At 65.7% G+C, this 22,324-nt stretch carries 26 protein-coding genes; 8 read left to right on the forward strand and 18 right to left on the reverse strand.

The window, feature by feature from the left end; all coding sequences use genetic code 11:
- Position 1: 1 nt before the first annotated feature.
- The 14 genes from AC6H42_RS32690 to AC6H42_RS32755 all read right to left on the reverse strand — a co-directional run bounded on the left by AC6H42_RS32690 (position 2) and on the right by AC6H42_RS32755 (position 10,600).
- Positions 2 to 730, reverse strand: a complete 729-nt coding sequence (locus tag AC6H42_RS32690) for an rRNA pseudouridine synthase (RefSeq protein WP_497549904.1) — start codon at positions 728 to 730, stop codon at positions 2 to 4.
- Positions 727 to 1,746 carry a low-specificity L-threonine aldolase gene (ltaE, locus tag AC6H42_RS32695; RefSeq protein ID WP_497549905.1) on the reverse strand — a complete coding sequence of 340 codons (1,020 nt, stop codon included), beginning with the start codon at positions 1,744 to 1,746 and terminating at the stop codon, positions 727 to 729. The genes AC6H42_RS32690 and ltaE overlap by 4 nt, the downstream gene beginning before the upstream one ends.
- A gap of 17 nt (positions 1,747 to 1,763) precedes the next feature.
- Positions 1,764 to 2,696, reverse strand: a complete 933-nt coding sequence (locus tag AC6H42_RS32700; RefSeq protein WP_057155853.1) for a class I SAM-dependent methyltransferase — start codon at positions 2,694 to 2,696, stop codon at positions 1,764 to 1,766.
- Positions 2,683 to 2,877, reverse strand: a complete 195-nt coding sequence (gene iscX, locus AC6H42_RS32705) for a Fe-S cluster assembly protein IscX (protein ID WP_057155854.1) — start codon at positions 2,875 to 2,877, stop codon at positions 2,683 to 2,685. The genes AC6H42_RS32700 and iscX overlap by 14 nt, the downstream gene beginning before the upstream one ends.
- A 10-nt stretch (positions 2,878 to 2,887) precedes the next feature.
- Entirely contained in the window at positions 2,888 to 3,229 is a 342-nt protein-coding gene (fdx, locus tag AC6H42_RS32710; RefSeq protein WP_056405212.1) for an ISC system 2Fe-2S type ferredoxin, read from the reverse strand.
- A 23-nt stretch (positions 3,230 to 3,252) separates the two neighbouring features.
- Positions 3,253 to 5,136 (reverse strand): Fe-S protein assembly chaperone HscA, encoded by a 1,884-nt coding sequence (gene hscA / locus AC6H42_RS32715; protein WP_057155855.1) that lies wholly within the window; start codon positions 5,134 to 5,136, stop codon positions 3,253 to 3,255.
- A 30-nt stretch (positions 5,137 to 5,166) separates the two neighbouring features.
- The gene (hscB, locus tag AC6H42_RS32720; protein ID WP_057155856.1) at positions 5,167 to 5,682 is read right to left on the reverse strand and encodes a Fe-S protein assembly co-chaperone HscB; all 516 of its coding nucleotides are present in this window, start codon (positions 5,680 to 5,682) and stop codon (positions 5,167 to 5,169) included.
- A 25-nt stretch (positions 5,683 to 5,707) separates the two neighbouring features.
- Positions 5,708 to 6,031, reverse strand: coding sequence for an iron-sulfur cluster assembly protein IscA (iscA, locus tag AC6H42_RS32725; RefSeq protein WP_056405219.1), 324 nt, complete (start codon positions 6,029 to 6,031; stop codon positions 5,708 to 5,710).
- A 15-nt stretch (positions 6,032 to 6,046) separates the two neighbouring features.
- Positions 6,047 to 6,448 (reverse strand): Fe-S cluster assembly scaffold IscU, encoded by a 402-nt coding sequence (gene iscU, locus AC6H42_RS32730; RefSeq protein WP_057155857.1) that lies wholly within the window; start codon positions 6,446 to 6,448, stop codon positions 6,047 to 6,049.
- Between the two features lie 24 nt (positions 6,449 to 6,472).
- Positions 6,473 to 7,738 carry an IscS subfamily cysteine desulfurase gene (locus AC6H42_RS32735; RefSeq protein ID WP_057155858.1) on the reverse strand — a complete coding sequence of 422 codons (1,266 nt, stop codon included), beginning with the start codon at positions 7,736 to 7,738 and terminating at the stop codon, positions 6,473 to 6,475.
- 39 nt (positions 7,739 to 7,777) lie between these two features.
- Positions 7,778 to 8,251, reverse strand: a complete 474-nt coding sequence (gene iscR, locus AC6H42_RS32740; protein ID WP_056405225.1) for a Fe-S cluster assembly transcriptional regulator IscR — start codon at positions 8,249 to 8,251, stop codon at positions 7,778 to 7,780.
- 131 nt (positions 8,252 to 8,382) lie between these two features.
- Positions 8,383 to 9,159: a uracil-DNA glycosylase family protein gene (locus tag AC6H42_RS32745; RefSeq protein WP_057155859.1), complete on the reverse strand. Its 777-nt coding sequence runs from the start codon at positions 9,157 to 9,159 to the stop codon at positions 8,383 to 8,385.
- 63 nt (positions 9,160 to 9,222) lie between these two features.
- Positions 9,223 to 9,915 carry a DUF4214 domain-containing protein gene (locus tag AC6H42_RS32750; RefSeq protein WP_057155860.1) on the reverse strand — a complete coding sequence of 231 codons (693 nt, stop codon included), beginning with the start codon at positions 9,913 to 9,915 and terminating at the stop codon, positions 9,223 to 9,225.
- 73 nt (positions 9,916 to 9,988) lie between these two features.
- Positions 9,989 to 10,600 carry a LysE/ArgO family amino acid transporter gene (locus tag AC6H42_RS32755; protein ID WP_497549906.1) on the reverse strand — a complete coding sequence of 204 codons (612 nt, stop codon included), beginning with the start codon at positions 10,598 to 10,600 and terminating at the stop codon, positions 9,989 to 9,991.
- Between the two features lie 106 nt (positions 10,601 to 10,706).
- Here AC6H42_RS32755 and AC6H42_RS32760 point away from each other — a divergent pair, with 106 nt between their 5' ends.
- From AC6H42_RS32760 to AC6H42_RS32785, 6 genes are all read left to right on the forward strand, one after another.
- Entirely contained in the window at positions 10,707 to 11,606 is a 900-nt protein-coding gene (locus AC6H42_RS32760; protein ID WP_497549913.1) for a LysR family transcriptional regulator ArgP, read from the forward strand.
- A gap of 82 nt (positions 11,607 to 11,688) precedes the next feature.
- On the forward strand, positions 11,689 to 12,912 hold the full coding sequence (locus tag AC6H42_RS32765) for an efflux RND transporter periplasmic adaptor subunit (RefSeq protein WP_057155863.1): 1,224 nt from the start codon (positions 11,689 to 11,691) through the stop codon (positions 12,910 to 12,912).
- The gene (locus tag AC6H42_RS32770; protein ID WP_057155864.1) at positions 12,909 to 13,607 is read left to right on the forward strand and encodes an ABC transporter ATP-binding protein; all 699 of its coding nucleotides are present in this window, start codon (positions 12,909 to 12,911) and stop codon (positions 13,605 to 13,607) included. The genes AC6H42_RS32765 and AC6H42_RS32770 overlap by 4 nt, the downstream gene beginning before the upstream one ends.
- Before the next feature lie 34 nt (positions 13,608 to 13,641).
- Positions 13,642 to 14,799, forward strand: a complete 1,158-nt coding sequence (locus tag AC6H42_RS32775) for an ABC transporter permease (protein WP_497549907.1) — start codon at positions 13,642 to 13,644, stop codon at positions 14,797 to 14,799.
- A complete protein-coding gene (locus AC6H42_RS32780) occupies positions 14,799 to 15,965 on the forward strand; it encodes an ABC transporter permease (protein WP_057155866.1) in 1,167 nt (388 codons plus the stop codon). The genes AC6H42_RS32775 and AC6H42_RS32780 overlap by 1 nt, the downstream gene beginning before the upstream one ends.
- Before the next feature lie 162 nt (positions 15,966 to 16,127).
- Positions 16,128 to 17,816, forward strand: coding sequence for a diguanylate cyclase (locus tag AC6H42_RS32785; protein ID WP_497549908.1), 1,689 nt, complete (start codon positions 16,128 to 16,130; stop codon positions 17,814 to 17,816).
- A gap of 7 nt (positions 17,817 to 17,823) precedes the next feature.
- Here the strand turns inward: AC6H42_RS32785 and maiA are convergent, their stop codons facing one another.
- The 3 genes from maiA to AC6H42_RS32800 are packed head-to-tail and all read right to left on the reverse strand — an operon-like array spanning position 17,824 to position 20,030.
- Positions 17,824 to 18,468, reverse strand: coding sequence for a maleylacetoacetate isomerase (maiA, locus tag AC6H42_RS32790; protein WP_057155868.1), 645 nt, complete (start codon positions 18,466 to 18,468; stop codon positions 17,824 to 17,826).
- Entirely contained in the window at positions 18,465 to 19,490 is a 1,026-nt protein-coding gene (locus AC6H42_RS32795; protein ID WP_497549909.1) for a fumarylacetoacetate hydrolase family protein, read from the reverse strand. Before AC6H42_RS32795 ends, maiA begins: the two co-directional genes overlap by 4 nt.
- Before the next feature lie 3 nt (positions 19,491 to 19,493).
- A complete protein-coding gene (locus AC6H42_RS32800) occupies positions 19,494 to 20,030 on the reverse strand; it encodes a VOC family protein (protein ID WP_497549910.1) in 537 nt (178 codons plus the stop codon).
- Between the two features lie 88 nt (positions 20,031 to 20,118).
- Here AC6H42_RS32800 and AC6H42_RS32805 point away from each other — a divergent pair, with 88 nt between their 5' ends.
- A complete protein-coding gene (locus AC6H42_RS32805) occupies positions 20,119 to 21,012 on the forward strand; it encodes a LysR family transcriptional regulator (protein WP_057155871.1) in 894 nt (297 codons plus the stop codon).
- A gap of 9 nt (positions 21,013 to 21,021) precedes the next feature.
- On the opposite strand, the gene AC6H42_RS32810 is transcribed toward AC6H42_RS32805, so the two are convergent.
- Positions 21,022 to 21,912, reverse strand: a complete 891-nt coding sequence (locus tag AC6H42_RS32810; protein WP_497549911.1) for a LysR substrate-binding domain-containing protein — start codon at positions 21,910 to 21,912, stop codon at positions 21,022 to 21,024.
- Between the two features lie 136 nt (positions 21,913 to 22,048).
- On the opposite strand from AC6H42_RS32810, the gene AC6H42_RS32815 reads away from it, so the two are divergent.
- Positions 22,049 to 22,324 (forward strand): NAD(P)H-dependent oxidoreductase (locus AC6H42_RS32815; protein WP_497549912.1); only part of this gene is annotated, 276 nt, incomplete at its 3' end.

A 22,324-nucleotide genomic window follows, 5' to 3' on the forward strand; every position in this document is an offset into this window, starting at 1 on the left:
TTCAGAAGCGTTCGAAGCCCTGCAGGTAGCGCCACTCGCCGAGCGGCAGGCTGGACATGGCGATGCGGCCGATGCGGATGCGCTTCATGGCCACCACTTTCAAGCCCACCAGCTTGCACATGTGCTGGATCTGGCCCGGCTTGGGCGACTTCAGCGCGAAGCGCAGGCGCTGCTCGTTCTGCCAGCTGACCTTGATCGGCGGCAGCGGCTTGCCGTTGTACGGCAGGCCGTGGTTCAGCAGCGCCAGGCCGTTGTCGGCGATGCTGCCCTCCACTTCCACGATGATTTCCTGCTCCAGCCCTTCGCCCAGCTTGCGCGTGATGCGGAAGTCCTGCGTCAGCACCACCAGGCCGCTGGCCATGGTCTCCAGCGGCGATTCCAGCGACAGGTTGGCCAGGTGGCGCTTGAGGAAGCGTTCGCCGCGCGCGGACTCGGCGCGGGTGGCTTCGCTCAGCAGGCTGAACACCGGCGGGCCTTCCTTGTCGATGCCGGCGCTGATGCCGGCCGGCTTGTTGAGCAGGATGGTGACCGGGGCGATCTCCAGCAGCGTGGCGTCCTTGTCCAGCTCCACGGCCTGTTCCGGCGCCACGCGCGCGCCCGGCTCCTCGACCAGCACGCCGTCCACGCGCACGAAGGCGCCTTCGATGTACAGCTCGGCCTCGCGGCGCGAGCATGGGAGCATGTCCGCCACGCGTTTGGCGAGGCGGATGGTGTTGTCTTGTTCGGTCATAAGTTGTTGAAATAGGCCGCGAAAACGGCGGCCGTGCGTTCGAGGCCGGCGCGCGGCGCATCGAGATGGGTGACGAGGCGCAGGCGCGGCGCCATGGAGACGCGGATCTGCGCGGCATGCAGGGCGGCCTGCAAGCCCGCCGTGTGCTGCGGCGGCACGTCCACGTAGAAGATATTGGTTTGCGGGGTGCTGACTTTCAGGCCCGGGATCCTGGCCAGCTCGGCGGCCAGGAAGGCGGCGTTGGCGTGGTCCTCCGCCAGGCGGCCCACGTTGTGCTGCAGCGCGTACAGGCCGGCCGCCGCGATCACGCCGGCCTGGCGCATGCCGCCGCCCAGCATCTTGCGCCAGCGCTTGCCCTGCCCGATCAGCGCGCGCGAACCGCACAGCACCGAGCCGACCGGCGCGCCCAGGCCTTTCGACAGGCACACGGACACGCTGTCGAAGCCCTGCACCGCGTCGCGCAGGCTGAGGCCCTGCTGCACGGCGGCGTTGCAGATGCGGGCGCCATCCAGGTGCGTGGCCAGGCCGCGCTGGTGCGCGTAGGCGGTGGCTTGCGCCACGTAGGCCGCCGGCAGCACGCGCCCGCCGATGGTATTCTCCAGCGCCAGCAGGCGCGAACGGGCGAAATGCACGTCGTCCGGCTTGATGTTCGCTTCGATGTCGGCGATGGCGACGCTGCCGTCGGCCTGGTTGGGCAAGGGCTGCGGCTGGATGCTGCCGAGCACTGCCGCACCGCCGCCTTCGTAGCGGTAGGTGTGCGCTTCCTGGCCGACGATGTATTCGTCGCCGCGGCCGCAGTGGGCCAGCAGCGCGATCAGGTTGGACTGGGTGCCCGATGGCGCGTACAGGGCCGCTTCGAAGCCGAACAATTCGGCGGCGGTGTCCTGCAGCAGGTTGACGGTGGGGTCGTCGCCGTAGACGTCGTCACCGGTATCGGCGGCGCGCATCGCGTCCAGCATGGCGGGACTGGGGCGGGTTACGGTGTCACTGCGAAGGTCTATCCACTGCTCACTCATGTTCCCGCCCTTTTCGTCTATTCAGCTTTGGCTAACTGCTCCGCAAAGAAGCGATTGCCCATTTCTTCCAGTCCCAGCGTCTCCAGCACCTCCTGCAAGCGCTCCGTCGGACGGCGGCGCGGCAGGTTTTTGTAGCTGGCGATGATGAGTTCATTTTTCATCGAGTGCTCCCAGCCAACCAGCTCGGTCACGTTGACGTGGTAGCCATGCGCCTCCAGTTGCAAACAGCGCAGCACGTTGGTGACCTGGCTGCCGAATTCGCGCGTGTGGATGGGGTGACGCCAGATTTCGGTCAGCGGGCTTTTCAGCTGCTTGGCCTTGTTCTTCTTCAGCACCGTGGCCACTTCGGCCTGGCAGCACGGCACCAGCACCATGAACTTGGCCTTCTTCTTCAGCGCGAAGGCGATGGCGTCGTCGGTGGCGGTGTTACAGGCGTGCAGCGCGGTGACGATGTCGATCTGCTCGGGCAGCTCTTTCGACTCGGTCGACTCGGCCACCGACAGCGGCAGGAAGGACATGCCCTTGAAGCCGAACCTGGCGGCCAGCTCCTGCGAGCGCGCCACCAGCTCGGCGCGCGTCTCGATGCCGTAGATGTGCGAGCCGTCTTCCAGGTGCTTGAAGAACAGGTCGTAGATGATGAAGCCGAGGTAGGACTTGCCGGCGCCGTGGTCGACCAGCGACACGCCGGGACGCAGTTTCCCCTCCTGGGCCTGTACTTCCCTGAGCAGCGGCTCGATGAACTGGTACAGGTGGTAGACCTGCTTCAGCTTGCGGCGGCTGTCCTGGTTCAGCTTGCCGTCGCGCGTGAGGATGTGCAGCTCCTGCAGCAAGGCCACCGACTGCCCTTCGCGGATCTCGGGCATGTTGGCCGCCACTGTGACGGTGTCGCCCAGCGGCGCCGGCCTGGCCGGCTTCGCTGCGGTCTTCACTGCTGTTTTAAGCTGCTTCATCGATCCACGCCTGCTGGATCGCTTCCAGAACTTTTTCGCCGCCACGGGTGTGGTCGTCGTCGAAGCCATCCAGGTCCACCACCCAGTTGTGCAGGTCGGTGAAGCGGATGGTGATCGGGTCGATCTCGGGGTATTTGTCGTACAGCGCTTCGGCGATGGCCGTGATGTCACTCCATTTCATGCTGCGCTCCTCAGTGCCCGCCTTCGCTGGCATGGTTGATGGTGTACTTCGGAATCTCGACCACCAGGTCTTCGTCCGCCACCACCGCCTGGCACGACAGGCGCGACACCGCTTCCAGGCCCCAGGCCTTGTCCAGCAGGTCTTCTTCGGTTTCGCTGGCTTCGCTCAGCGAATTGAAGCCTTCGCGCACCAGCACGTGGCAAGTGGTGCAGGCGCAGCTCTTTTCGCAGGCGTGCTCGATGTGGATGTCATTTTCCAGCATGACGTCGCACAGCGTTTTGCCGGCGGGAGCTTCGACTACCGCGCCTTCAGGGCACAGCTTGGCGTGGGGCAGGAATACGATTTGAGGCATTGTGTTCTTTCAGATTTTTCAACTTAACCCGCGACCTGGTCCAGCGATTTGCCGGCCAGTGCGCTGCGCACGCTGCGGTCCATGCGGCGCGATGCGAATTCTTCGGTGCCGCGCGCCAGGGCTTCCACCGCCAGCTTGACGGCCTGGTGGTCCACCGTGCCGTCCACGGACTGCTGCAGCACCGCGCGCGTCTGCGCCATCAGCGCGTCCACCTCGATGCGCTCGGCGTCGTCCAGCAGGCCCGCGTCCTCGTCCAGCGCGGACTGCGTGGCCAGCAGGATGCGCTCGGCCTCCACCTGTTCTTCGCGCAGCGCGCGGGCCTTCATGTCCACGTCGGCGGACTTGTAGGAATCCTGCAGCATGCGCGCCACGTCGTCGTCGCCCAGGCCGTAGGACGGCTTGACCGAGATCGATGCTTCCACGCCGGAGCGCAGTTCGCGCGCCGACACGGACAGCAAGCCGTCGGCATCGACTTGATAGGTGATGCGGATGCGCGCCGCGCCGGCCGCCATCGGCGGAATGCCGCGCAGCTCGAAGCGCGCCAGCGAACGGCAGTCGCTCACCAGCTCGCGCTCGCCCTGCAGCACGTGCACTGCCAGCGCGGTCTGGCCGTCCTTGAAAGTGGTGAACTCCTGCGCTCGGGCGCAAGGAATGGTGGAATTGCGCGGGATGATCTTCTCGACCAGGCCGCCCATGGTTTCAATGCCCAGCGACAGCGGGATCACGTCCAGCAACAGCCAGTCGTCGCCCGGCGCGCGGTTGCCGGCCAGCAGATTGGCCTGGATGGCGGCGCCCAGCGCCACCACCTTGTCCGGGTCGATATTCGCGTGCGGGATGGTGTGGAAGTATTCGCTCACGGCGCGCTGCACATGCGGCATGCGCGTGGCGCCGCCCACCATCACCACGCCGTCCACGTCGTCCGCGTCCACATTGGCGTCGCGCAGCGCTTTCTTGATGGCGTTCATGGTCTTGCCGACCAGGTGCCTGGTGATCTCGGCGAAGGTCTCGGCGGTGATCTTGAGGTGTACTTCCTCGCCCGAACTCAGCGCGGCATCCACCGTCACTTCGGACTTGGTGGACAGCAGTTCCTTGGCTTCGCGCGCCTTCACCATCAGCACGGCGGTGTCTTCGTCGGACAGCGGCGCCAGTTTTTCCTGCTCGTGGATCCAGCAGAACAGGCGGTGGTCGAAGTCGTCGCCGCCCAGCGCGGAGTCGCCGCCGGTGGACAGTACTTCGAATACGCCCTTGCTCAGCTTCAGGATGGAGATGTCGAAGGTGCCGCCGCCCAGGTCGTACACGGCGAACAGGCCTTCCGAAGCGCTGTCCAGCCCATAGGCGATGGCGGCGGCGGTCGGCTCGCTCAGCAGGCGCAGCACGTTCAGGCCGGCCAGCTGGGCCGCGTCCTTGGTGGCCTGGCGCTGCGCGTCGTCGAAGTAGGCCGGCACGGTGATTACGGCGCCTACCAGGTCGTCGCCCAGCGAGTCTTCGGCGCGCTGGCGCAAGGTGGCCAGGATCTGGGCCGAGGTTTCCACCGGCGACTTCACGCCGGCCACGGTCCGCAGCTGCACCATGCCGGGTTCATCGACGAAGTCGTACGGCAGGTTCTCGGCGTAGGCGATGTCCTTCAGGCCACGGCCCATGAAGCGCTTGACGGAGACGATGGTGTTCTTCGGGTCGGTGGTCTGCGCGGCCTGGGCCTTGTAGCCGATATTGGCGTGGCCATTCGGCAGATAGCGCACCACGGAAGGCAGCAGCGGGCGGCCCTCCTCGTCGTTCAGCACTTCGGGGATGCTGTTGCGCACGGTGGCGACCAGCGAATTGGTGGTGCCCAGGTCGATACCCACCGCCAGCCGGTGCTGGTGCGGCGCGGTCGACATGCCGGGTTCGGAAATCTGCAGTAGTGCCATAGGTTCTCGTGCTGTATGCCTGGTGGCGAGTTACGCCTCGAGGGCGTCGAAGGCGAAGCGGACTTCTTCGCCGAATTTTTCAAGGAACATCAGCGCGCGCACGCCTTGCGCGGCGGCGTGGAAGTCGCCAGCCGTGATACTGCGCTCGATGTCCGTCAACTGCTCTTTGCGCGCGGCGCGCAGCTGGCCGTCCAGCTTTTCCAGCAGTTCCAGGTCCTTGCCGCTGCGCGCGTCGTCCAGCTCTTCGCGCCATTCCATCTGCTGCATGAGGAAAGCCGCCGGCATGGCGGTGTTCGACTCGGTCTGCAAGTCCACGCCATTGAGCTCGCACAGGTATTGCGCGCGCTTCTGCGGGTTTTTCAGGGTCTGGTAGGCTTCGTTGGCCCGCGTGGCCCATTGCATGGCGACGCGCTTTTCTGCATCGGTGGCGTTGACGAAACGGTCGGGATGGACGCGGCCCTGGACGTCGCGGTAGGCGCTGTCAAGCGCCTCCTTATCGACGGCGAACTGCTGCGGCAGGTGGAAAAGTTCGAAGTGGTTTTGCACGGCGCATTACAAAGAAACTGCGGGTTTAGATACGGAAGCTTTCGCCGCAGCCGCAGGCGTCTTTTTCGTTCGGATTGTTGAACTTGAAGCCCTCGTTCAGGCCTTCGCGCGCAAAGTCCAGTTCGGTGCCGTCGATGTACGGCAGGCTTTTCGGGTCGACGAACACCTTCACGCCGTGCGACTCGAACACGCTGTCCTCGTCCGTCACTTCGTCCACGTACTCCAGCTTGTAGGCCAGACCGGAGCAGCCCGTGGTGCGCACGCCGAAGCGCAGGCCGATGCCTTTGCCGCGGCGTTCGATGTAACGGTTGATGTGCTTGGCCGCTTTTTCGGTCAGGGTAATTGCCATGCTGTCCTCCGGCGTTTAAGCCGCTGTTGCCACTGGTGCCGCGTGTTTGGCCTTGTAGTCTTCAACTGCCGCCTTGATGGCGTCTTCAGCCAGGATGGAGCAGTGGATTTTCACCGGCGGCAGCGCCAGTTCTTCGGCGATGGCGGTGTTCTTGATGGCCAGCGCCTGGTCCAGGGTCTTGCCCTTGACCCATTCGGTCACCAGCGACGACGAGGCGATCGCCGAGCCGCAGCCGTAGGTCTTGAATTTCGCATCTTCGATCAGGCCATCGGCGCCGACCTTGATCTGCAGCTTCATCACGTCGCCGCAGGCAGGCGCGCCCACCATGCCGGTGCCGACCGATTCGTCGCCCTTTTCAAAGGCGCCGACGTTGCGTGGATTTTCGTAGTGGTCCAACACTTTTTCCGAGTATGCCATTTTGATGCTCCTGTAATCTTAAAATTAGTGCGCTGCCCATTGGATCGAATTGATGTCGATCCCTTCTTTGAACATGTCCCACAGCGGCGACAGTTCGCGCAGCTTGCCGACCTTGGACTTCATCAGTTCCACCGCGAAGTCGATATCCTTCTCGGTGGTGAAACGGCCGATGGTGAAACGGATCGAGCTGTGCGCCAGTTCGTCGCTGCGGCCCAGGGCGCGCAGCACGTAGGATGGCTCCAGCGACGCCGAGGTGCAGGCCGAACCGGACGACACGGCCAGGTCCTTGACCGCCATGATCAGCGACTCGCCTTCCACGTAGTTGAAGCTCACGTTCAGGTTGTGCGGCACACGGTGTTCCATGTCGCCGTTGATGTAGGTTTCTTCAATCTCCTGCAGGCCGGCTGCCAGGCGGTCGCGCAGCGCCTTGATGCGCGCGATTTCGCTCTCCATCTCCACTTTCGCCAGGCGGAACGCTTCGCCCATGCCGACGATCTGGTGGGTCGGCAGGGTGCCGGAGCGCAGGCCGCGCTCGTGGCCGCCGCCGTGCATCTGCGCTTCGATGCGCACGCGCGGCTTGCGGCAAACGTACAGCGCGCCGATGCCTTTCGGGCCGTAGGTCTTGTGGGCGGTGAAGGTCATCAGGTCGACCTTGGTCTTCTGCAGGTCGATCACCACCTTGCCGGTCGCTTGCGCGGCGTCGCAGTGGAAGATGATGCCTTTCGAGCGGCACAGCGCGCCGATCTCGTCGATCGGCTGGATCACGCCGATCTCGTTATTGACCAGCATGACCGAGATCAGGATGGTATCCGGGCGGATCGCCGCTTCCAGCTGGGCGATGGTGATCAGGCCGTTGTCCTGCGGTTCCAGGTAGGTGGCTTCGAAGCCCACGCGTTCCAGTTCGCGCACCGTGTCCAGCACTGCCTTGTGCTCGGTCTTCACGGTGATGATGTGCTTGCCCTTGGTCTTGTAGAACTGCGCCGCGCCCTTGATGGCCAGGTTGTTCGACTCGGTGGCGCCGGAGGTCCAGATGATTTCGCGCGGATCGGCGTTGACCAGCGCAGCCACGTGGCCGCGCGCCTCTTCCACCGCTTTTTCAGCGGTCCAGCCGTACATATGGCTGCGGGAAGCGGGATTGCCGAACTGCTCGCGCAGGTAGGGGATCATCATGTCGGCCACGCGCGGGTCGATCGGCGTGGTGGCCGAATAGTCCATATAGATCGGGAAGTGCGGCGCGGTCTTGAATTCAACCGGGGCTACCTGGGCGACGTTTTTTTCTGGGGCGTTCATCTATTACTCCAATCAGCGTATCTGCGTACTGCGAATCTATTAACCGACGGCGGCGTTGCGGTGCATCACCACCACGGCCTGCTCGGCGTGTTTTTGCCTTTGTTGATCGACCAGATCCTGCAGCGATACGGAGTCCAGGTAATCGACCATTTTTTCATTCAATGTGGCCCACAGTTCGTGGGTCATGCAACGCGCGCCGGTGGCGGCGTCCGCCCCATGGCAGTTTTCCTTGCCGCCGCACTGGGTGGCGTCCAGCGGCTCGTCGACGGCGATGATGATGTCCGCCACCGTGACTTTGTCGGCGCGGCGGGCCAGGCTGTAGCCGCCGCCGGGGCCGCGGATCGATTCGACGATCTCGTGGCGGCGCAACTTGCCGAACAGCTGCTCCAGGTAAGACAGCGAAATGGCCTGGCGCTGCGAAATGCCAGACAGCGTGACCGGGCCTTTGCCTTGGCGCAAAGCCAGATCGATCATCGCAGTCACTGCAAAACGGCCTTTGGTGGTCAGACGCATCACAACCTCGGTTCGGTTAAAATATCGTTCCTTCCAAGCAGTCGAAACCCTGATTAGTTGAACGATTTAGTCAAGTATACCAAACTTGACCAATTTTGTCAGGCACCCCTGGCAAGCCGCTTGCTTGCCCTTCAGGCGCGCAGCAGCCGCAACGGCCCGAACAGGGCGTGCATGTCGCGGTTGCCGATAAATGACAGGTTATAAGGGTGCTCGGCCACGATCTGCGGCAGCGCCTGCACCACGGGCAAGCGGTTCAGCTGCTCGGCGATCTTTCCCCACAGGATGAGCGTAGGCTGGGCCGGCTCCAGCGCGGCGATCACCGTTTCAAAAAACGGCAGCCAGGCTTTCGCGTCTTTCACGGGAGCAACATGCGGACGGAACACCAGCGAGGCGTTCAGCAGCAGGAAGCCGTGCCCGATGAGTTTGTGCTGGATGCCGGCCAGGGTCTGGGTCGCCTGCGCGCTGCCGCGCGCCTGGGCGGCCACGGCGGCCAGCGCCGCGCCGGCGGTGTTGTCGGCGGCCAGCAGGCCGTCCGCCACCAGCAGCATTTTCATGAAATTGCGCAGCGAGGTGGCCTTGTTGACCGGCTTGGCCAGGCCGCCACCCGCCTGGTCCGACCACAGCCCTTTGACGGCGCCGTCCATGAAGCAGACGCCGGTGGCGCTTTCCGCGCGCGGATAGGGCCCCTCGCCCACCAGCACATAGCGCACCCGGTCCAGCGGCAGCTCGAAAGCGGCGAACAGGCGCAATTCAGTGGGCAGGTAGTTGTCCGCGGCCAGCGCCGGCAGATAGGCCGGATCGGCCGCCGCCATCGCTTCCAGGCCGCGCAACAGGACCGCACGCCAGGAGGCGTCGGCACGGTCCAGCGCTTGCAGTATGGGGGCTGGGAGGGGCGGTGTATGAGGCATGGGGCAAGATTTTACCTTAGCCCCGCATTCCCCGCTTGCGGCCGCCCCGGCAGGGCCGCTGGATCAGCTCAGCACGGTGGACTGGTTGATGCCGATCAGCTCCGCGCCGTCGGCGTTGGCCACGGCCAGATGGGTTTCGGCGGCCATCGCGGCCACCGGTGTCGGAACGGGATTCCAGTAGTTATCCACCAGCGACTTGATCACGCTTTCCGCCGTGGTGGCGCCAACCGCCCCCTCCAGCACGCGCACCTGGGCAGCGGCGGCGGCGCCGCTGTATTTGGCGATCTCGGCCGGCGTGTCGATGACGGACGTGAAGTAGGTGGAGAACAGCATTTTGTTGGCAATGGTCGCCTTGTCGGCCGCGTTGGCGCCCTCCTTGCTGGCGGCAGCGATGATCTGCGTCGCCACCGTGGCGCGGGTGACTTCGTGGTTTTTCAGGGCATCGGTCCAGAACGTCAGGCCGGCCAGCAAGGGATCGCGTCCCAGCAGATGCTGGTAGGCGGCGGTGACAAAGACGGCATCGGTGACATTGCCGTACAGGGCTGCCGATTCCGCGCTGCCGCTGAAATTGTTCAGGACGTCCCGCACGCCGCTATGGGTGTTGTAGGACGCCTGCAGGTCCGTCAGATTGGTGGGCGCGTTGGCATTGGCCAGGTAGGTGGAAAGGGACTTCAAGCCGTTGTAGTCGGCTGGACGCCAAAGGTTGGCCAAATAAAGCTGTTGGGCAAGCAAGGTATAGTCTTCTGCGGTGGCCATGTTTATCCTGGATAGGTGGACTGGCCACCATCATGCATGCACATTGAAGATATTGCAAATATCATAATACTAGTTACTGCAACACGAGTCCGGCCGCCAGCGCCAGCATGACGCAGCCGGTCAGTGCTTCGATGGTTTTCCAGACCAGGGGGCGCTGGAATACATCCGACAAGCGGCTGGCGCCGAAACCCAGCGCCGTGAACCAGAGCAGCGAGGCCGTCATCGCGCCCACCGCGAAGCTGGCGCGCTGATGGGCAGGATAGTTGCCGCCCAAGGTACCCAGCAAGACCAGCGTATCCAGGTAGACGTGGGGGTTGAGCAGCGACAGCGCCAGCACGCTGACCAGGGCGCGTTGCAGGCTGGGCGGCACCGCGCCCGCCTGCAGCTGCAGCGCGTCCGCGCGCAGCATGGCGGCCCAACTGCGCAGGCCGTACCACACCAGGAACGCCGCCCCGCCCCAGCGCGCCAGGCCCATCAGCAGCGGCGAGTCCTGGATCAGCGCACCCATGCCGGCCACGCCGGCGCCGATCAGCAGCACGTCAATCAGGATGCAGGTCGCTACCGTTACCGCCACATGCTGGCGCCGCACGCCGACCCGCAACACGTGGGCATTCTGGGCGCCGATGGCCATGATGAGGCTGGCGCCGAGGCCCAGGCCGTTGAAGAAGACGTGCGTAGTAAACATGGCAAGCTCGCTGATGAGTGGGGGTGCACGCATTTTCCATGGCTTGCCGCCGTAGATGAAGCTGGATTAATATTGCTCAGGATACTTAAGAATCGCTAATCTGGAGATTGCCATGCTGCCCGACACCCGCCAGGCCGAAGCCCTGCTGGCCATCATCGACACCGGCAGCTTCGAGCAGGCCGCCGCGCTGCTGCACGTGTCGGCCTCGGCCGTGTCGCAGCGGGTCAGCGCCATGGAGGTGGCGCTGGGCACGCCGCTGGTCATCCGCAGCCGTCCCTGCCGCCCCACCAGCGCCGGCCAACGCCTGGTGCAATACCTGCGCCGCAGCAAGCTGCTGGAAGACGAATTTCTGTCCGCCATGCAAGAGGAGGACGCCCGCCCGCTCAGCGTGTCGCTGGCCGTCAACAACGATACGCTGGGCACCTGGCTGCTGCCGGCCCTGGCGCCTTTCCTGATCAAGGAGAACATCCTGCTCGACCTGTCACTGGACGACCAGGACCACACGTACACGCTGATGGAGCGCGGCCAGGCGCTGGCGGCCATCTCCACCGAGGCGCAGCCCATGCGCGGCTGCGTGGCTCAGCCGCTGGGCGTGATGCGCTACCGCATGCTGGCCTCGCCCGCCTTCGCCGCGCGCTGGTTCCCGGACGGCCTGAGCCGCAAAGCGGCGCTGACGGCGCCAATGATGGTGTTCGACCGCAAGGATTTGCTGCAAGCGAACTTCATGCAGCGCGAATGCGGCCTGCTGCCCGGCAGCCATCCCTGCCACTACATCCCCGCCAACGAAAGCTTTCTGCGCTGCATAGACCTGAGCCTGGGGTACGGCATGGTGGCCGAGCAGCAGGTGGGCGACCGGCTGGCCAGCGGCGCCCTGCTCGACCTGGCGCCCGGCAAGTTCAGCGACGTGGCGCTGCACTGGCACACCTGGCGCGTGCAGTCGCCGCGGCTGGAGCGCCTGAGCGCGGCCATACTGGAAGCTGGACGGCGCAGCCTGCTGCCGTCGTGAACGCGCAGCGGCGCCCTGCGGCGGCGCCTGCCCCGCACGGAAAAATGGCTATAATTGCAAGCAATTCACTCAGAGGTGCCCCATGCCGCCGTCTCCCGATCTCTCCAAACTGAAAATCGACCGCGACGCCCAAGCCCAGCTACCGGGCCAGCGCGCGCGCCGGCGCAAGTGGATAAAGATTGCACTGGTGCTGCTGGCGCTGGCGGCGGCGGGCGTCGTCATCAGCCGCCAGGCCGGCGGCAAGGCGGACGTGGAAACGGTGACGGTGTCGCAGGCTTATCCCTCGCAGAACTACACCTTGCTCAATGCCACCGGCTATGTGGTGGCACAGCGCAAGGCGGCGCTGTCGTCCAAGGCCACCGGACGGCTGGAGTGGCTGGGTGTGCTGGAAGGCTCGCGCGTGAAGAAGGACGAGATCGTGGCGCGGCTGGAGAACCGCGATGTGAGCGCCACGCTGGGCCAGGCGCAGGCCAACATCAAAGTGGCGCAGGCCAACCTGGAACAGGGCCAGGCCGAGCTGCAGGACGCGCAGCAGGCCTACAAGCGCGCCGGCGAACTGCTGGGGCAGAAGTTCATCGCGGCGGCCAGCTACGATACGGCGCAGGCGCGCTACAACAAGGCCAGGGCCGCCATCGCGGCGCAACGCGCGGCCATCGCGGCGGCGCAGGCCAACGCGCAGGCCGCGCAAGTGGCGCTGGACCAGACCGTCATCCGGGCGCCGTTCGACGGCGTGATCCTGACCAAGAGCGCCAACGTGGGCGATAACATCACGCCCTTCTCCTCCGCCGCCGACAGCAAGGGCGCGGTGGTGACCATCGCCGACATGGACACGCTGGAGGTGGAGGCGGACGTGTCCGAGTCCAGCCTGTCGAAGATCAGGGCGGAGCAGCCGGCCGAAATCCAGCTTGACGCCTTCCCCGAGCTGCGCCTGGCCGGCGTGGTGTCGCGCATGGTGCCCACCGTGGACCGCAGCAAGGCCACCTTGCTGGTGAAGGTGCGCTTCATCGACCGCGACCCGCGCGTGCTGCCGGACATGAGCGCCAAGGTGGCGTTCCTTTCCAAGCCGGTGCCGGCCGAGGACAAGGCGCCGGTGACGGCCGTGCAGCCGGCCGCCATCGCCACGCGCGGCGGCAAGCCGGTGGTGTTCGTGGTGGCGGACGGCAAAGCGCGGCAAGTGGCCGTGAGCAGCGGCCGCAAGGTCGGCGAGCTGGTGGAGGTGAAAGGCGTGAAGCCGGGCGACAAGCTCGTGTCGAACCCGGACGCCAGGCTGCAGGACGGGCAGGCAGTGTCGGTGGCGAAGAAATGACCGCGCCCGGCAGCGAAGCGCTGGTGCGCATCGAGCACCTGGTGAAATCCTACCGGCGCGGCGGCCAGCACGTGCCGGTGCTGACCGACATCACGCTCGACATCCAGGCCGGCGACTTCACCGCGCTGATGGGACCGTCCGGTTCCGGCAAGAGCACCCTGCTGAACCTGATCGCCGGCATCGACAAGCCGGACTCCGGCCTGCTGCGCGTGGACGGCCTGGACATCGCTTCCATGTCCGAGACCGACCTGGCGCACTGGCGCGCGGCCAACGTGGGTTTCATCTTCCAGTTCTATAACCTGATGCCGGTGCTATCCGCGTTCGAAAACGTGGAGCTGCCGCTGCTGCTCACGCCCCTGTCCCGCCGCGAGCGGCGCGAGCGGGTGGCGCTGACGCTGTCCATGGTGGGCCTGTCGGAGCGCATGGACCACACGCCCAACGAGCTGTCCGGCGGCCAGCAGCAGCGCGTGGCCATCGCGCGCGCCATCGTCACCGACCCCACACTGATCGTGGCCGATGAACCCACCGGAGACCTGGACCGGCAATCGGCCAGCGACGTGCTGGCGCTGATGCAGCAGCTGAACCGCGAACTGGGCAAGACCATCATCATGGTCACCCACGACGCCCATGCGGCGCAGCAGGCGCGTACCCTGATCCACCTTGAAAAAGGCGAGCTCATCGCCACGCCCGGGTAGCCGGCCCGCGCCACGCATCTGTCATGCAAATGCCATGTACCTGCTCAAGCTGATCTTCAAGAACGCCCTGCGCCACAAGCTGCGCACCGGGCTGACCGTGCTTGGGCTGGTGGTGGCCACGCTGTCCTTCGGCCTGCTGCAAACGGTGGTGGACGCGTGGTACGCGGGCGCCGAGGGCGCATCCAACACCACGCTGGTCACCCGCAACGCCACCTCGCTGGTGTTCCCGCTGCCGCTGGCCTACCAGGCGCGCCTGCGCGCGGTGGACGGCGTGACCGGCGTGGGCTACGCCAACTGGTTCGGCGGCGTCTACAAGGACCCAAAGAACTTCTTCGCGCAATTCGCCATCTCCGGCCAGAGCTACCTGGACATTTATCCGGACTACCTGCTGCCGGAGGAAGAACGGGCCGCCTTCCTGCGCGACCGCAAGGGCGCCATCGTCGGCCGCAAGCTGGCCAACCAGTACGGCTTCAAGGTGGGCGACACCATTCCCATCAAGGGCACCATCTATCCCGGCCAATGGGAATTCGTGGTGCGCGGCATCTACGACGGAAAACAGGAGTCGACCAACACCGCCACCATGTTCTTCCATTGGGACTACGTGAACGAGGGCCTGAAGAAAATCTACCCGCGCCGCGCCAACCAGGTGGGCGTGTACGTGGTGCGCATCGCCCGCGCCGAGGACGCCGCCGCCACCTCCAGCGTGATCGACTCGCAGTTCCGCAACTCGCTGGCCGAAACGCTGACCGAAACCGAGAAGGCGTTCCAGCTCGGCTTCGTGTCCATGTCCGAGGCCATCGTGGTGGCGGTGCGGGTGGTGTCCTTCGTGGTCATCGTCATCATCATGGCGGTGATGGCCAACACCATGGCCATGAGCGCGCGCGAGCGGCTGGGCGAATACGCCACGCTGAAAGTGCTGGGCTTCGGCCCGGGCTACCTGGCGGCGCTGATCTTCGGCGAATCGCTGCTGCTGTCCGTGTTCGGCGCCGCGCTCGGCATCGCCCTGCTGTTCCCGCTGGCGGCCATCATCGGCTCGGCCATGGGCACCATGTTCCCGGTGTTCCAGGTGGCGCCGCCCACCCTGCTGCTGCAGGGCCTGGCCGCGCTGCTGATCGGCGTGGTGGCGGGCATCGCGCCCACCATCCGCGCGGTGCGCGTGAACATCGTCGAGGGCCTGAGGAGCATAGGCTGATGCGGATCCCCCTCTCCTATGTCGCGCGCAACCTGTGGGCCAGGCGCCTGACCACCGTGCTGACGGCCGGCGGGCTGGCGCTGGTGGTGTTCGTGTTCGCCACGGTGCTGATGCTGGACGAGGGCTTGCGCACCACGCTGGTCACCACCGGCGAGTACGACAACGTGATCCTGATACGCCGTTCGGCCGAAAGCGAAGTACAGAGCGGCGTTGAGCGCGCGCAGGCCAACATCGCCGCCAGCCACGCCGCCATCGCGCTCGGCGCGGATGGCCAGCCCATGATCTCGAAGGAGACCGTGGTGCTGATTTCGCTGCTCAAGCGCGGCTCGGACAAGCCGTCCAACGTGGTGATACGGGGCATAGACCAGCGCGGCCTGGTGCTGCGCCCGCAAGTGAAGCTGAGCGCCGGCCGCATGTTTCGGCCCGGCGCCTCCGAGATCGTGGCCGGGGCCAGCATCGCCAAGCGTTTTGCGGGCGCGGGCATCGGCGAAAAGCTGCGCTTCGGCCAGCGCGAGTGGACCGTGGTGGGCCTGTTCGACGCCGGCAACAGCGGTTTCGATTCGGAGATATGGGGCGACGCGGACCAGCTGATGCAGGCCTTCCGGCGCAACGGCTATTCGTCCATGGTGCTGCGGCTGGCCGACAGCGGGCTGTTCGCGCGCTTCAAGCAGGATATCGAGTCCGACCAGCGCCTGACGCTGGAGGCCAAGCGCGAGCAAACCTTCTATTCGGACCAGTCGCGCGCGCTGTCCACCTTCATCAGCATACTGGGGCTGACGCTGTCGATCATCTTTTCGATCGGCGCCATGATAGGCGCGGCCATCACCATGTATGCGTCGGTGGCCAACCGCACCGGCGAAATCGGCACGCTGCGGGCGCTGGGCTACCAGCGGCGCAACATCCTGGCCGCCTTCCTGGCCGAGTCCATGCTGCTGGCGCTGGCCGGCGGCGCAGCGGGGCTGGTGTTCGCATCCTTCATGCAGTTCCTGTCCTTCTCCACCACCAACTTCCAGTCCTTCTCGGAACTGGCGTTCGGCTTCCGGCTCGATGGCGCCATCGTCGTCAAGACCTTGCTGTTCTCGCTGGCGATGGGCTTCATCGGCGGCTTCCTGCCCGCCGTGCGCGCCGCGCGCATGAAGATCGTGGACGCGCTACGGGCGGCCTAGACTTGGCAGATCGCTTGCCTGCGCGCCATAAGCCACCGCAATATGCGTCGAGATTTTATTAGCGATTTGCAATATATAGACAAGTGTAGACACAATCCCAGATACTTTGTGTCAAACTATATTGACCGTCAGACAAACTTCCGCCGATTCCACCTTCCCGCCATGCGCTTTCCGCCCCGCCGAGCCTTGCTGTGCCTGCTGCTGATACTGGCCGCACTCGCCACGCTGGGTGCGCGCCACGCGCAGGCGGCGGGCACGCGCACGGTGCTGGTGCTGTACTCGCTGGGTTCGGACTCCGCGTCGGAGTGGCAGCAGCTGGTGCGCAAGGGCATGGATGACGAACTGGCCAACAAGCGCTGGGGCGACGCGCCCAACATCTTCGAGGAGCACTTCGACTCCGTGCGGGTGGGCGAACAGGCGTCGCTGGACAGCATGGCGCCGTACCTGCGCACCAAATACGCCAGCGTGAAGCTGGACGCCATCGTCACCGAAAACCACCTGGCGGCTGGGTTCCTCAACAGCCACCCGGACCTGTTCCCCGGCGTGCCGCGCTACTACGTCAACCACGGCCGCCGCAACTGGCGCCCCGGCGACGGCGAAGCACTGGAACTGGCGCCGGACTATGGCCGCATGCTGGGCGTGATCCCGCTGGTGGCGCCCAGCGTCAAGCGCATCGTGGTGGTGGGCGACCAGACGCCCCGCGTGCAGGAATGGATCGCCGGCGTGCGCGCCGCGTCGCGCCCGTACAGCAAGCAGATCGCCTTCGACTATTGGGACCAGCAGGGCTTTAGCGAGCTAGTCCGCCGCGCCGCCATGCTGGGCGAAGACACGGCCATCCTGATGTTTGCCACCCACCGCGGCCAGGAAGGCGGCGCCGGCACGCCGCCGGATGTGGCGCGCAAGCTGGCGGCGGCGTCGCCGGTGCCGGTGTTTACGCACGTGGAGTCGCTGGTGCTGCCGGGCGTCGTGGGCGGCTACGTGCTGAGCGGCGAAGCCATAGGCCGCGTTATCGCGCGCATCCTGCAGGGCCAGCCGGCCGACCTGAGCGGCGTGCAGCGCTACATTTTCGACCACCCCACCGCCGAGCGCCACCAGTTGCGCAACCTGCCGCAGGAAGCGCTGCTGCGCAACCGCCCGGTCAGTGTGTGGGAGCTGTACCGCTGGCAGATTCTCCTGGGCGCCACGCTGATCCTGCTGGAAGCCGCGCTGATCACGGTGCTGGTGCGCGTGCTGCGCTCGCGCCGCAACGCGCTGGCCGCGCTGAACGACGAGCGCAACAACCTGGAAGACCGGGTGCTGCACCGCACGCTGGAACTGCTCACGGTAAACAGCAAGCTGGAACAGCTGGCCACCACCGACCCGCTGACCGGCATCGCCAACCGGCGCCGGATGACCGAACAGATTTCCAAGGAACTGGACCGCGCGCGCCGCTACAAGCACCCGCTGGCGCTGCTGATGGTGGACATCGACCACTTCAAGCGCATCAACGACACCTACGGCCACGACGTGGGCGACCAGGCCATCGTGGCGGTGGCGGGTGCGCTGTCGGCGGCCATGCGCAGCATCGACCTGGTGGCGCGCTTCGGCGGCGAGGAGTTCGTGCTGCTGATGCCGGAGGCGTCCCTGGAGACGGCCGGCGGCGCGGCCGAGCGCCTGCGCGAGACCGTGGCGCAGCTGCGCATCGACCTGGACGGCGGACTGACGGTGTCGCTGACGATCAGCGTGGGCGTGGCGGCCTCCTATCCGCAGGAGGCCCCGGATTCGCCCTCCGCCCTGCTGGTGCGGGCCGACAAGGCGCTGTACCAGGCCAAGAAGGAAGGCCGCGACCGGGTGGTGCTGAGCGCCGCCTGATCGCTGCTTACTCGGCGTCCGGCTGCTGCGCGGGATGCGCGGCCTGGAACGCGGGCAAGGCCGCGCAATTGGCCGCGATGCGCGCGATGTTGGGATACGGCGCCAGGTCCACTTCAAAACGCTCCGCGTTGAACACTTGCGGCGCCAGGCAGCAGTCGGCCAGGGTCGGCGTGTCGCCGTGGCAGAAGCGGCCCGTGGCGCCGTCGCGCGCCAGGTGCGCTTCGAAGGTGGCCAGGCCCAGGCGCATCCAGTGCCGTATCCATTCCAGCTTGGCCGCCTCGTCCAGCTTGAGCGTGTGCACCAGGTATTTGAGCACGCGCAGATTGCTGAGCGGATGCGTGTCGCAGGCGATGGTCATGGCCAGCGCGCGCACGCGCGCGCGGCCCGCCGCGTCGGCCGGCAACAGCGCAACCTGCGGATACTGCTCCTCCAGGTATTCCACGATCGCCAGCGACTGCGTCAGCAGCGTGCCGTCGTCATCGAGCGCGGGCAGCAGCGCGCCCGGATTGACCTCGCGGTAAGCCTCGCCCAGCTGCTCGCCGCCGCCGCGCAGCAGGTGCACCGGCACCGCCTCGTAAGGCAGCGCTTTCAGGTTGAGCGCGATGCGGACGCGGTAGGCGGCCGAGCTGCGGAAGTAGGTGTAGAGCTTCATGCTCCGCGCTCCTGATAGTGCGCCACGGTCTGGTCGATGGCGCCGAAGATGCTGGCGCCTTGCGCGTCGAACATCTCGATGCGCACGCTGTCGCCGAACTTGAGGAAGCCGGTGGCCGGCTTGCCGCCTTCAATGGTTTCGTACATGCGCACTTCGGCCAGGCAGCAGTAGCCCACGCCGCCGTTGGCGATGCTGGAGCCGTGCAGGCTGCCCTGCTTGTTGGACACGGTACCCGAACCGATGATGGTGCCGGCCGCCAGTTCGCGCGTCCTGGCGGCGTGCGCCACCAGCTGGGCGAAGCTGAAGGTCATGTCTTCGCCGGCGTTCGGCTTGCCGAATGGCTGCGCGTTCAGGTGCACGGTCAGCGGAAGGTGCAGCTTGCTGTCCGCCCAGTGCGCACCCAGTTCGTCCGGCGTGACGGCCACCGGCGAGAACGCGCTGGCCGGCTTGGAGTTGAAGAAGCCGAAGCCCTTGGCCAGCTCGTTCGGGATCAGGTTGCGCAGCGAAACGTCGTTTACCAGCATCACCAGGCGGATGGCCTGGGCCGCGTCGGCCTCGCTGGCGCCCATCCTGACGTCGCCGGTGACCACCGCCACTTCGGCTTCCAGGTCGATGCCCCACTCTTCGCTCAGCGCATAGATGTTGTCGCGCGGGCCGACGAAGCTGTCCGACCCGCCCTGGTACATCAGCGGATCGGTGTAGAAGGAAGCCGGCACGTCGGCGTTGCGCGCCTTGCGCACCAGCTCCACGTGGTTGATGTAGGCCGAGCCGTCGGCCCACTGGTAGGCGCGCGGCAACGGCGAATGGCAGGCGCTTTGGTCGAAGGGCTGCGCATCGGCGGCGCGGCCTTCGTTCAGGGCGGTGTACAGGGCGGCCAGTTGCGGCGCGCTGAAGTCCCAGTTGTCCAGCGCGGCCTGCAGCGTGGGCGCGATGCCGGCCGCGCTGACGCACTGCTTCAGGTCGCGGCTGACGATAAGCAGGGCGCCGTCACGGCTGCCGTTTTTCAGGGTGGCGAGTTTCATTGTTTATGCTCCGGTGGCGGGTGCGTGCATCCAGGCGGCGTGCTTGGGCGCTTTCTTGGTCCTGGACCATTCTTCCAGCATGTCCCATTTGACCTCGTCCAGCTTGCGCATCATTTCCGGCGTGCCGGTGTTGACCGACAGCTCCAGGCGGTGGCCGTTCGGATCGAAGAAATAGATGGATTTGAAGATGGTGTGGTTGACGGGGCCGATCACGTCGATGCCGGCGGCGCTCAGGCGCTGCTTGGCTTCCAGCAGCTCGTCCATCGTCTCCACTTCCATGGCCAGGTGCTGCACCCAGGCCGGGGTGTTGTGGTCGCGGTCCATGGCCGGCTGGGTGGGCAGTTCGAAGAAGGCCAGCACGTTGCCGTGGCCGGCGTCCAGGAACACGTGCATATACGGGTCCGGCGCCTTGGTGGACGGCACTTCGTCTTCGGCGATGGCCAGCACGAAGTCCATGTTCAGGTGCTTGACGTACCACTCGACGGTTTGCTTGGCGTCCTTGCAGCGGTAGGCGACGTGGTGGATTTGCTTGATCTTCATGATGGTCTCCCGGGGATATGTCGATATTAGAATCCAGAATCAGATATCATACAAACGGTATTTTTCAATCGATTTATCGGATTTCCCAATGAGTCCTACCCTGCGCCAGATGCGCGCCCTGGTCGCCATCGCCAAGACCGGCAGCTTTACGCTGGCGGCCGAGTACCTGAACCTGACGCAATCCTCGCTGAGCGGCCAGATCAAGGAACTGGAGCAATTGCTGGGCGTTAAGGTAGTGGAGCGCAATACCCGCCGCGCGCAGCTCTCCGAGCTGGGGCGCGAACTGTATCCGCTGTTCGACAAGATGATCGAGGACCTGGACGGCGCCATGGCCGACATCGCCAACCGCAAGGCGCTGAAAAAGGGCACCGTGCGGGTGGCCGCGCCGCAGATGATGGCCTGCACCCTGCTGCCGGAGGTGATTGCCGCCTACCGCGCGGCCTACCCGGCAGTGCAGGTGATGCTGGTGGACTGCCCGGTGGAAAACGTGTCCGGCCGCGTGTTCAGCGGCGAGGTGGATTTCGGCATCGGCCCGGAACGCGACCCGGCGGCGGAGATCGCGGCGCAGTTGCTGTTCGAGATGCCATTCGTGCTGGTGCTGCCGGTGGCGCATCCGCTGGCCGACAAGCCGAGCGTGACGTGGAGCGACGTCAACGAGCATCCGCTGATCGCGCTGCAGGGCCAGTTCACCGAGCGGCTGCTGCGCGACGTGGCGCTCAATCCTTACAACGAGGTCACTTTCATGACCACTGCGCTGGCCATGGTGAACGCCGGCCTGGGCGTGACGGCCTGCCTGCCGTACGCGGCGCCGATGGTGAAGCTGTACGGCTTGCAGATGCGCCTGCTGCAGGAGCCGGAACTGACGCGGCGCTTCTTCGTCTATACCAAGAGTGCGCGCTCGCTGTCGCCGGCCGCGCAGAGCTTTGCCGACTTCCTGTTCCAGTTCGTGGCGGCGCACGAGTGGAATATTCCGCAGTCCTAGGCCTGGACCTCAGGCAAGGCAGCAGTTGCTCTGGTAGCCCAGCACCAGTTCATCGAGCAGGCCGCGCACGGCCGGCACCAGGCCGCGGCGCGACGGGAACACCGCGTGCACCAGGCGGAACGGGAAGTTCAGCTGAGGCAGCACGCGCTCCAGCAGGCCGCTGTCCAGGTCCGCCTGCACCTGCGCCTGCGGCAACTGGGCCACGCCCAGGCCGTCGATGGCGGCCAGCTTCAAGGTCGGCATATCGTCCGTCACCATGCGCGGCGCGTGCGTGACGCTGACGCTGGCGCCGGCCACGTTGATGAAGTTCCACACGAATTTGTCGCCCGGCCGCGCCATGGCCAGCGTGGGCATGTGCGCCAGGCCGGCCGCGTCCGTGGGGCGCGGCAGCTGCTCGAACAGGCGCGGACTGGCCACCAGGATGGGTTCGGACCGCGCCAGCACCCGCACCGCCAGGTCGCTGTCGTCCAGCGGCGGCGTGCGCACCCGCAGCGCGATGTCGATACCCTCCTCGATCACATCGACGCGGCGGTTGGTGGCGTCTATCGCCACGCGCACCAGCGGGTTGGCGGCCAGGTACCTGGAAATGATGCAGCCGACGCCGTTTTGCAGCAGCCCCAGCGGGGCGCTCAGGCGCACCAGGCCCTGCGGCGTGGAACGGGTGCGCTCGATGGCGTCGCGCGCGGCCTGGGCCTCGGCAACCACGGCGGCGCAATGGCGGTAGAAGGTCTGGCCCGCTTCTGTGACGGAAATACGACGCGTGGTGCGGTTCAGCAGCCGCACGCCCAGGTCCTGTTCCAGGGCTACGATATGCCTGCTGAGACGGGATGCCTGCATGCCCAGCGCCGACGCGGCAGCGCTGTAGCCGCCATGTTCGACAACTTTAGCGAAAAGATACATGTCGTTAAGGTTTTCCGCTGCCATTTCGTCAAGTCCGATTATTCTATTTTTGCAAAAGTGATTTGCATTATCCCCTCTTCCGCGTTGATTGTTGCAGGTATACCCTGCCCAAATTGTTTTATTTATTGCGACCATCATGAATATCTTGCACATCGATTCAGCTTGCCTGGGCGATAACTCTGCTTCCCGCCAATTGAGCGCCGCCGCCGTCGAGGCGCTGTGCGCGGGCGCGCAAGCCAGCGTGGTCTACCGCGACCTGTCGGCCGCGCCGCTGTCGCACGTGAACGGCCCGCTGATGCAAGTGATGCGCTCCGAATGGAACACGGCGCTGCCGATGAACGCCGAGCTCAGCGCGGAAGCGCTGCTGACCGAGTCGCTGCTGGCCGAGTTCATGGCCGCCGACGTGCTGGTG

The sequence above is a fragment of the Massilia sp. NBRC 108631 genome, from assembly GCF_059704565.1.

Excerpts from the sequence above, each read along its gene's own strand:
- AC6H42_RS32775 (WP_497549907.1), top strand. The coding sequence starts at position 13,642 with ATGTACCTGCTCAAGCTGATCTTCAAGAACGCCCTGCGCCACAAGCTG.
- ltaE (WP_497549905.1), bottom strand. The coding sequence starts at position 1,746 with ATGAGTGAGCAGTGGATAGACCTTCGCAGTGACACCGTAACCCGCCCC.
- AC6H42_RS32785 (WP_497549908.1), top strand. The coding sequence starts at position 16,128 with ATGCGCTTTCCGCCCCGCCGAGCCTTGCTGTGCCTGCTGCTGATACTG.
- AC6H42_RS32810 (WP_497549911.1), bottom strand. The coding sequence starts at position 21,912 with ATGTATCTTTTCGCTAAAGTTGTCGAACATGGCGGCTACAGCGCTGCC.
- AC6H42_RS32780 (WP_057155866.1), top strand. The coding sequence starts at position 14,799 with ATGCGGATCCCCCTCTCCTATGTCGCGCGCAACCTGTGGGCCAGGCGC.
- iscU (WP_057155857.1), bottom strand. The coding sequence starts at position 6,448 with ATGGCATACTCGGAAAAAGTGTTGGACCACTACGAAAATCCACGCAAC.
- AC6H42_RS32745 (WP_057155859.1), bottom strand. The coding sequence starts at position 9,159 with ATGCCTCATACACCGCCCCTCCCAGCCCCCATACTGCAAGCGCTGGAC.
- AC6H42_RS32795 (WP_497549909.1), bottom strand. The coding sequence starts at position 19,490 with ATGAAACTCGCCACCCTGAAAAACGGCAGCCGTGACGGCGCCCTGCTT.
- AC6H42_RS32805 (WP_057155871.1), top strand. The coding sequence starts at position 20,119 with ATGAGTCCTACCCTGCGCCAGATGCGCGCCCTGGTCGCCATCGCCAAG.
- AC6H42_RS32765 (WP_057155863.1), top strand. The coding sequence starts at position 11,689 with ATGCCGCCGTCTCCCGATCTCTCCAAACTGAAAATCGACCGCGACGCC.
- maiA (WP_057155868.1), bottom strand. The coding sequence starts at position 18,468 with ATGAAGCTCTACACCTACTTCCGCAGCTCGGCCGCCTACCGCGTCCGC.
- fdx (WP_056405212.1), bottom strand. The coding sequence starts at position 3,229 with ATGCCTCAAATCGTATTCCTGCCCCACGCCAAGCTGTGCCCTGAAGGC.
- AC6H42_RS32770 (WP_057155864.1), top strand. The coding sequence starts at position 12,909 with ATGACCGCGCCCGGCAGCGAAGCGCTGGTGCGCATCGAGCACCTGGTG.
- AC6H42_RS32690 (WP_497549904.1), bottom strand. The coding sequence starts at position 730 with ATGACCGAACAAGACAACACCATCCGCCTCGCCAAACGCGTGGCGGAC.
- AC6H42_RS32755 (WP_497549906.1), bottom strand. The coding sequence starts at position 10,600 with ATGTTTACTACGCACGTCTTCTTCAACGGCCTGGGCCTCGGCGCCAGC.
- iscR (WP_056405225.1), bottom strand. The coding sequence starts at position 8,251 with ATGCGTCTGACCACCAAAGGCCGTTTTGCAGTGACTGCGATGATCGAT.
- AC6H42_RS32735 (WP_057155858.1), bottom strand. The coding sequence starts at position 7,738 with ATGAACGCCCCAGAAAAAAACGTCGCCCAGGTAGCCCCGGTTGAATTC.
- AC6H42_RS32700 (WP_057155853.1), bottom strand. The coding sequence starts at position 2,696 with ATGAAGCAGCTTAAAACAGCAGTGAAGACCGCAGCGAAGCCGGCCAGG.
- AC6H42_RS32800 (WP_497549910.1), bottom strand. The coding sequence starts at position 20,030 with ATGAAGATCAAGCAAATCCACCACGTCGCCTACCGCTGCAAGGACGCC.
- AC6H42_RS32750 (WP_057155860.1), bottom strand. The coding sequence starts at position 9,915 with ATGGCCACCGCAGAAGACTATACCTTGCTTGCCCAACAGCTTTATTTG.
- iscX (WP_057155854.1), bottom strand. The coding sequence starts at position 2,877 with ATGAAATGGAGTGACATCACGGCCATCGCCGAAGCGCTGTACGACAAA.
- hscA (WP_057155855.1), bottom strand. The coding sequence starts at position 5,136 with ATGGCACTACTGCAGATTTCCGAACCCGGCATGTCGACCGCGCCGCAC.
- iscA (WP_056405219.1), bottom strand. The coding sequence starts at position 6,031 with ATGGCAATTACCCTGACCGAAAAAGCGGCCAAGCACATCAACCGTTAC.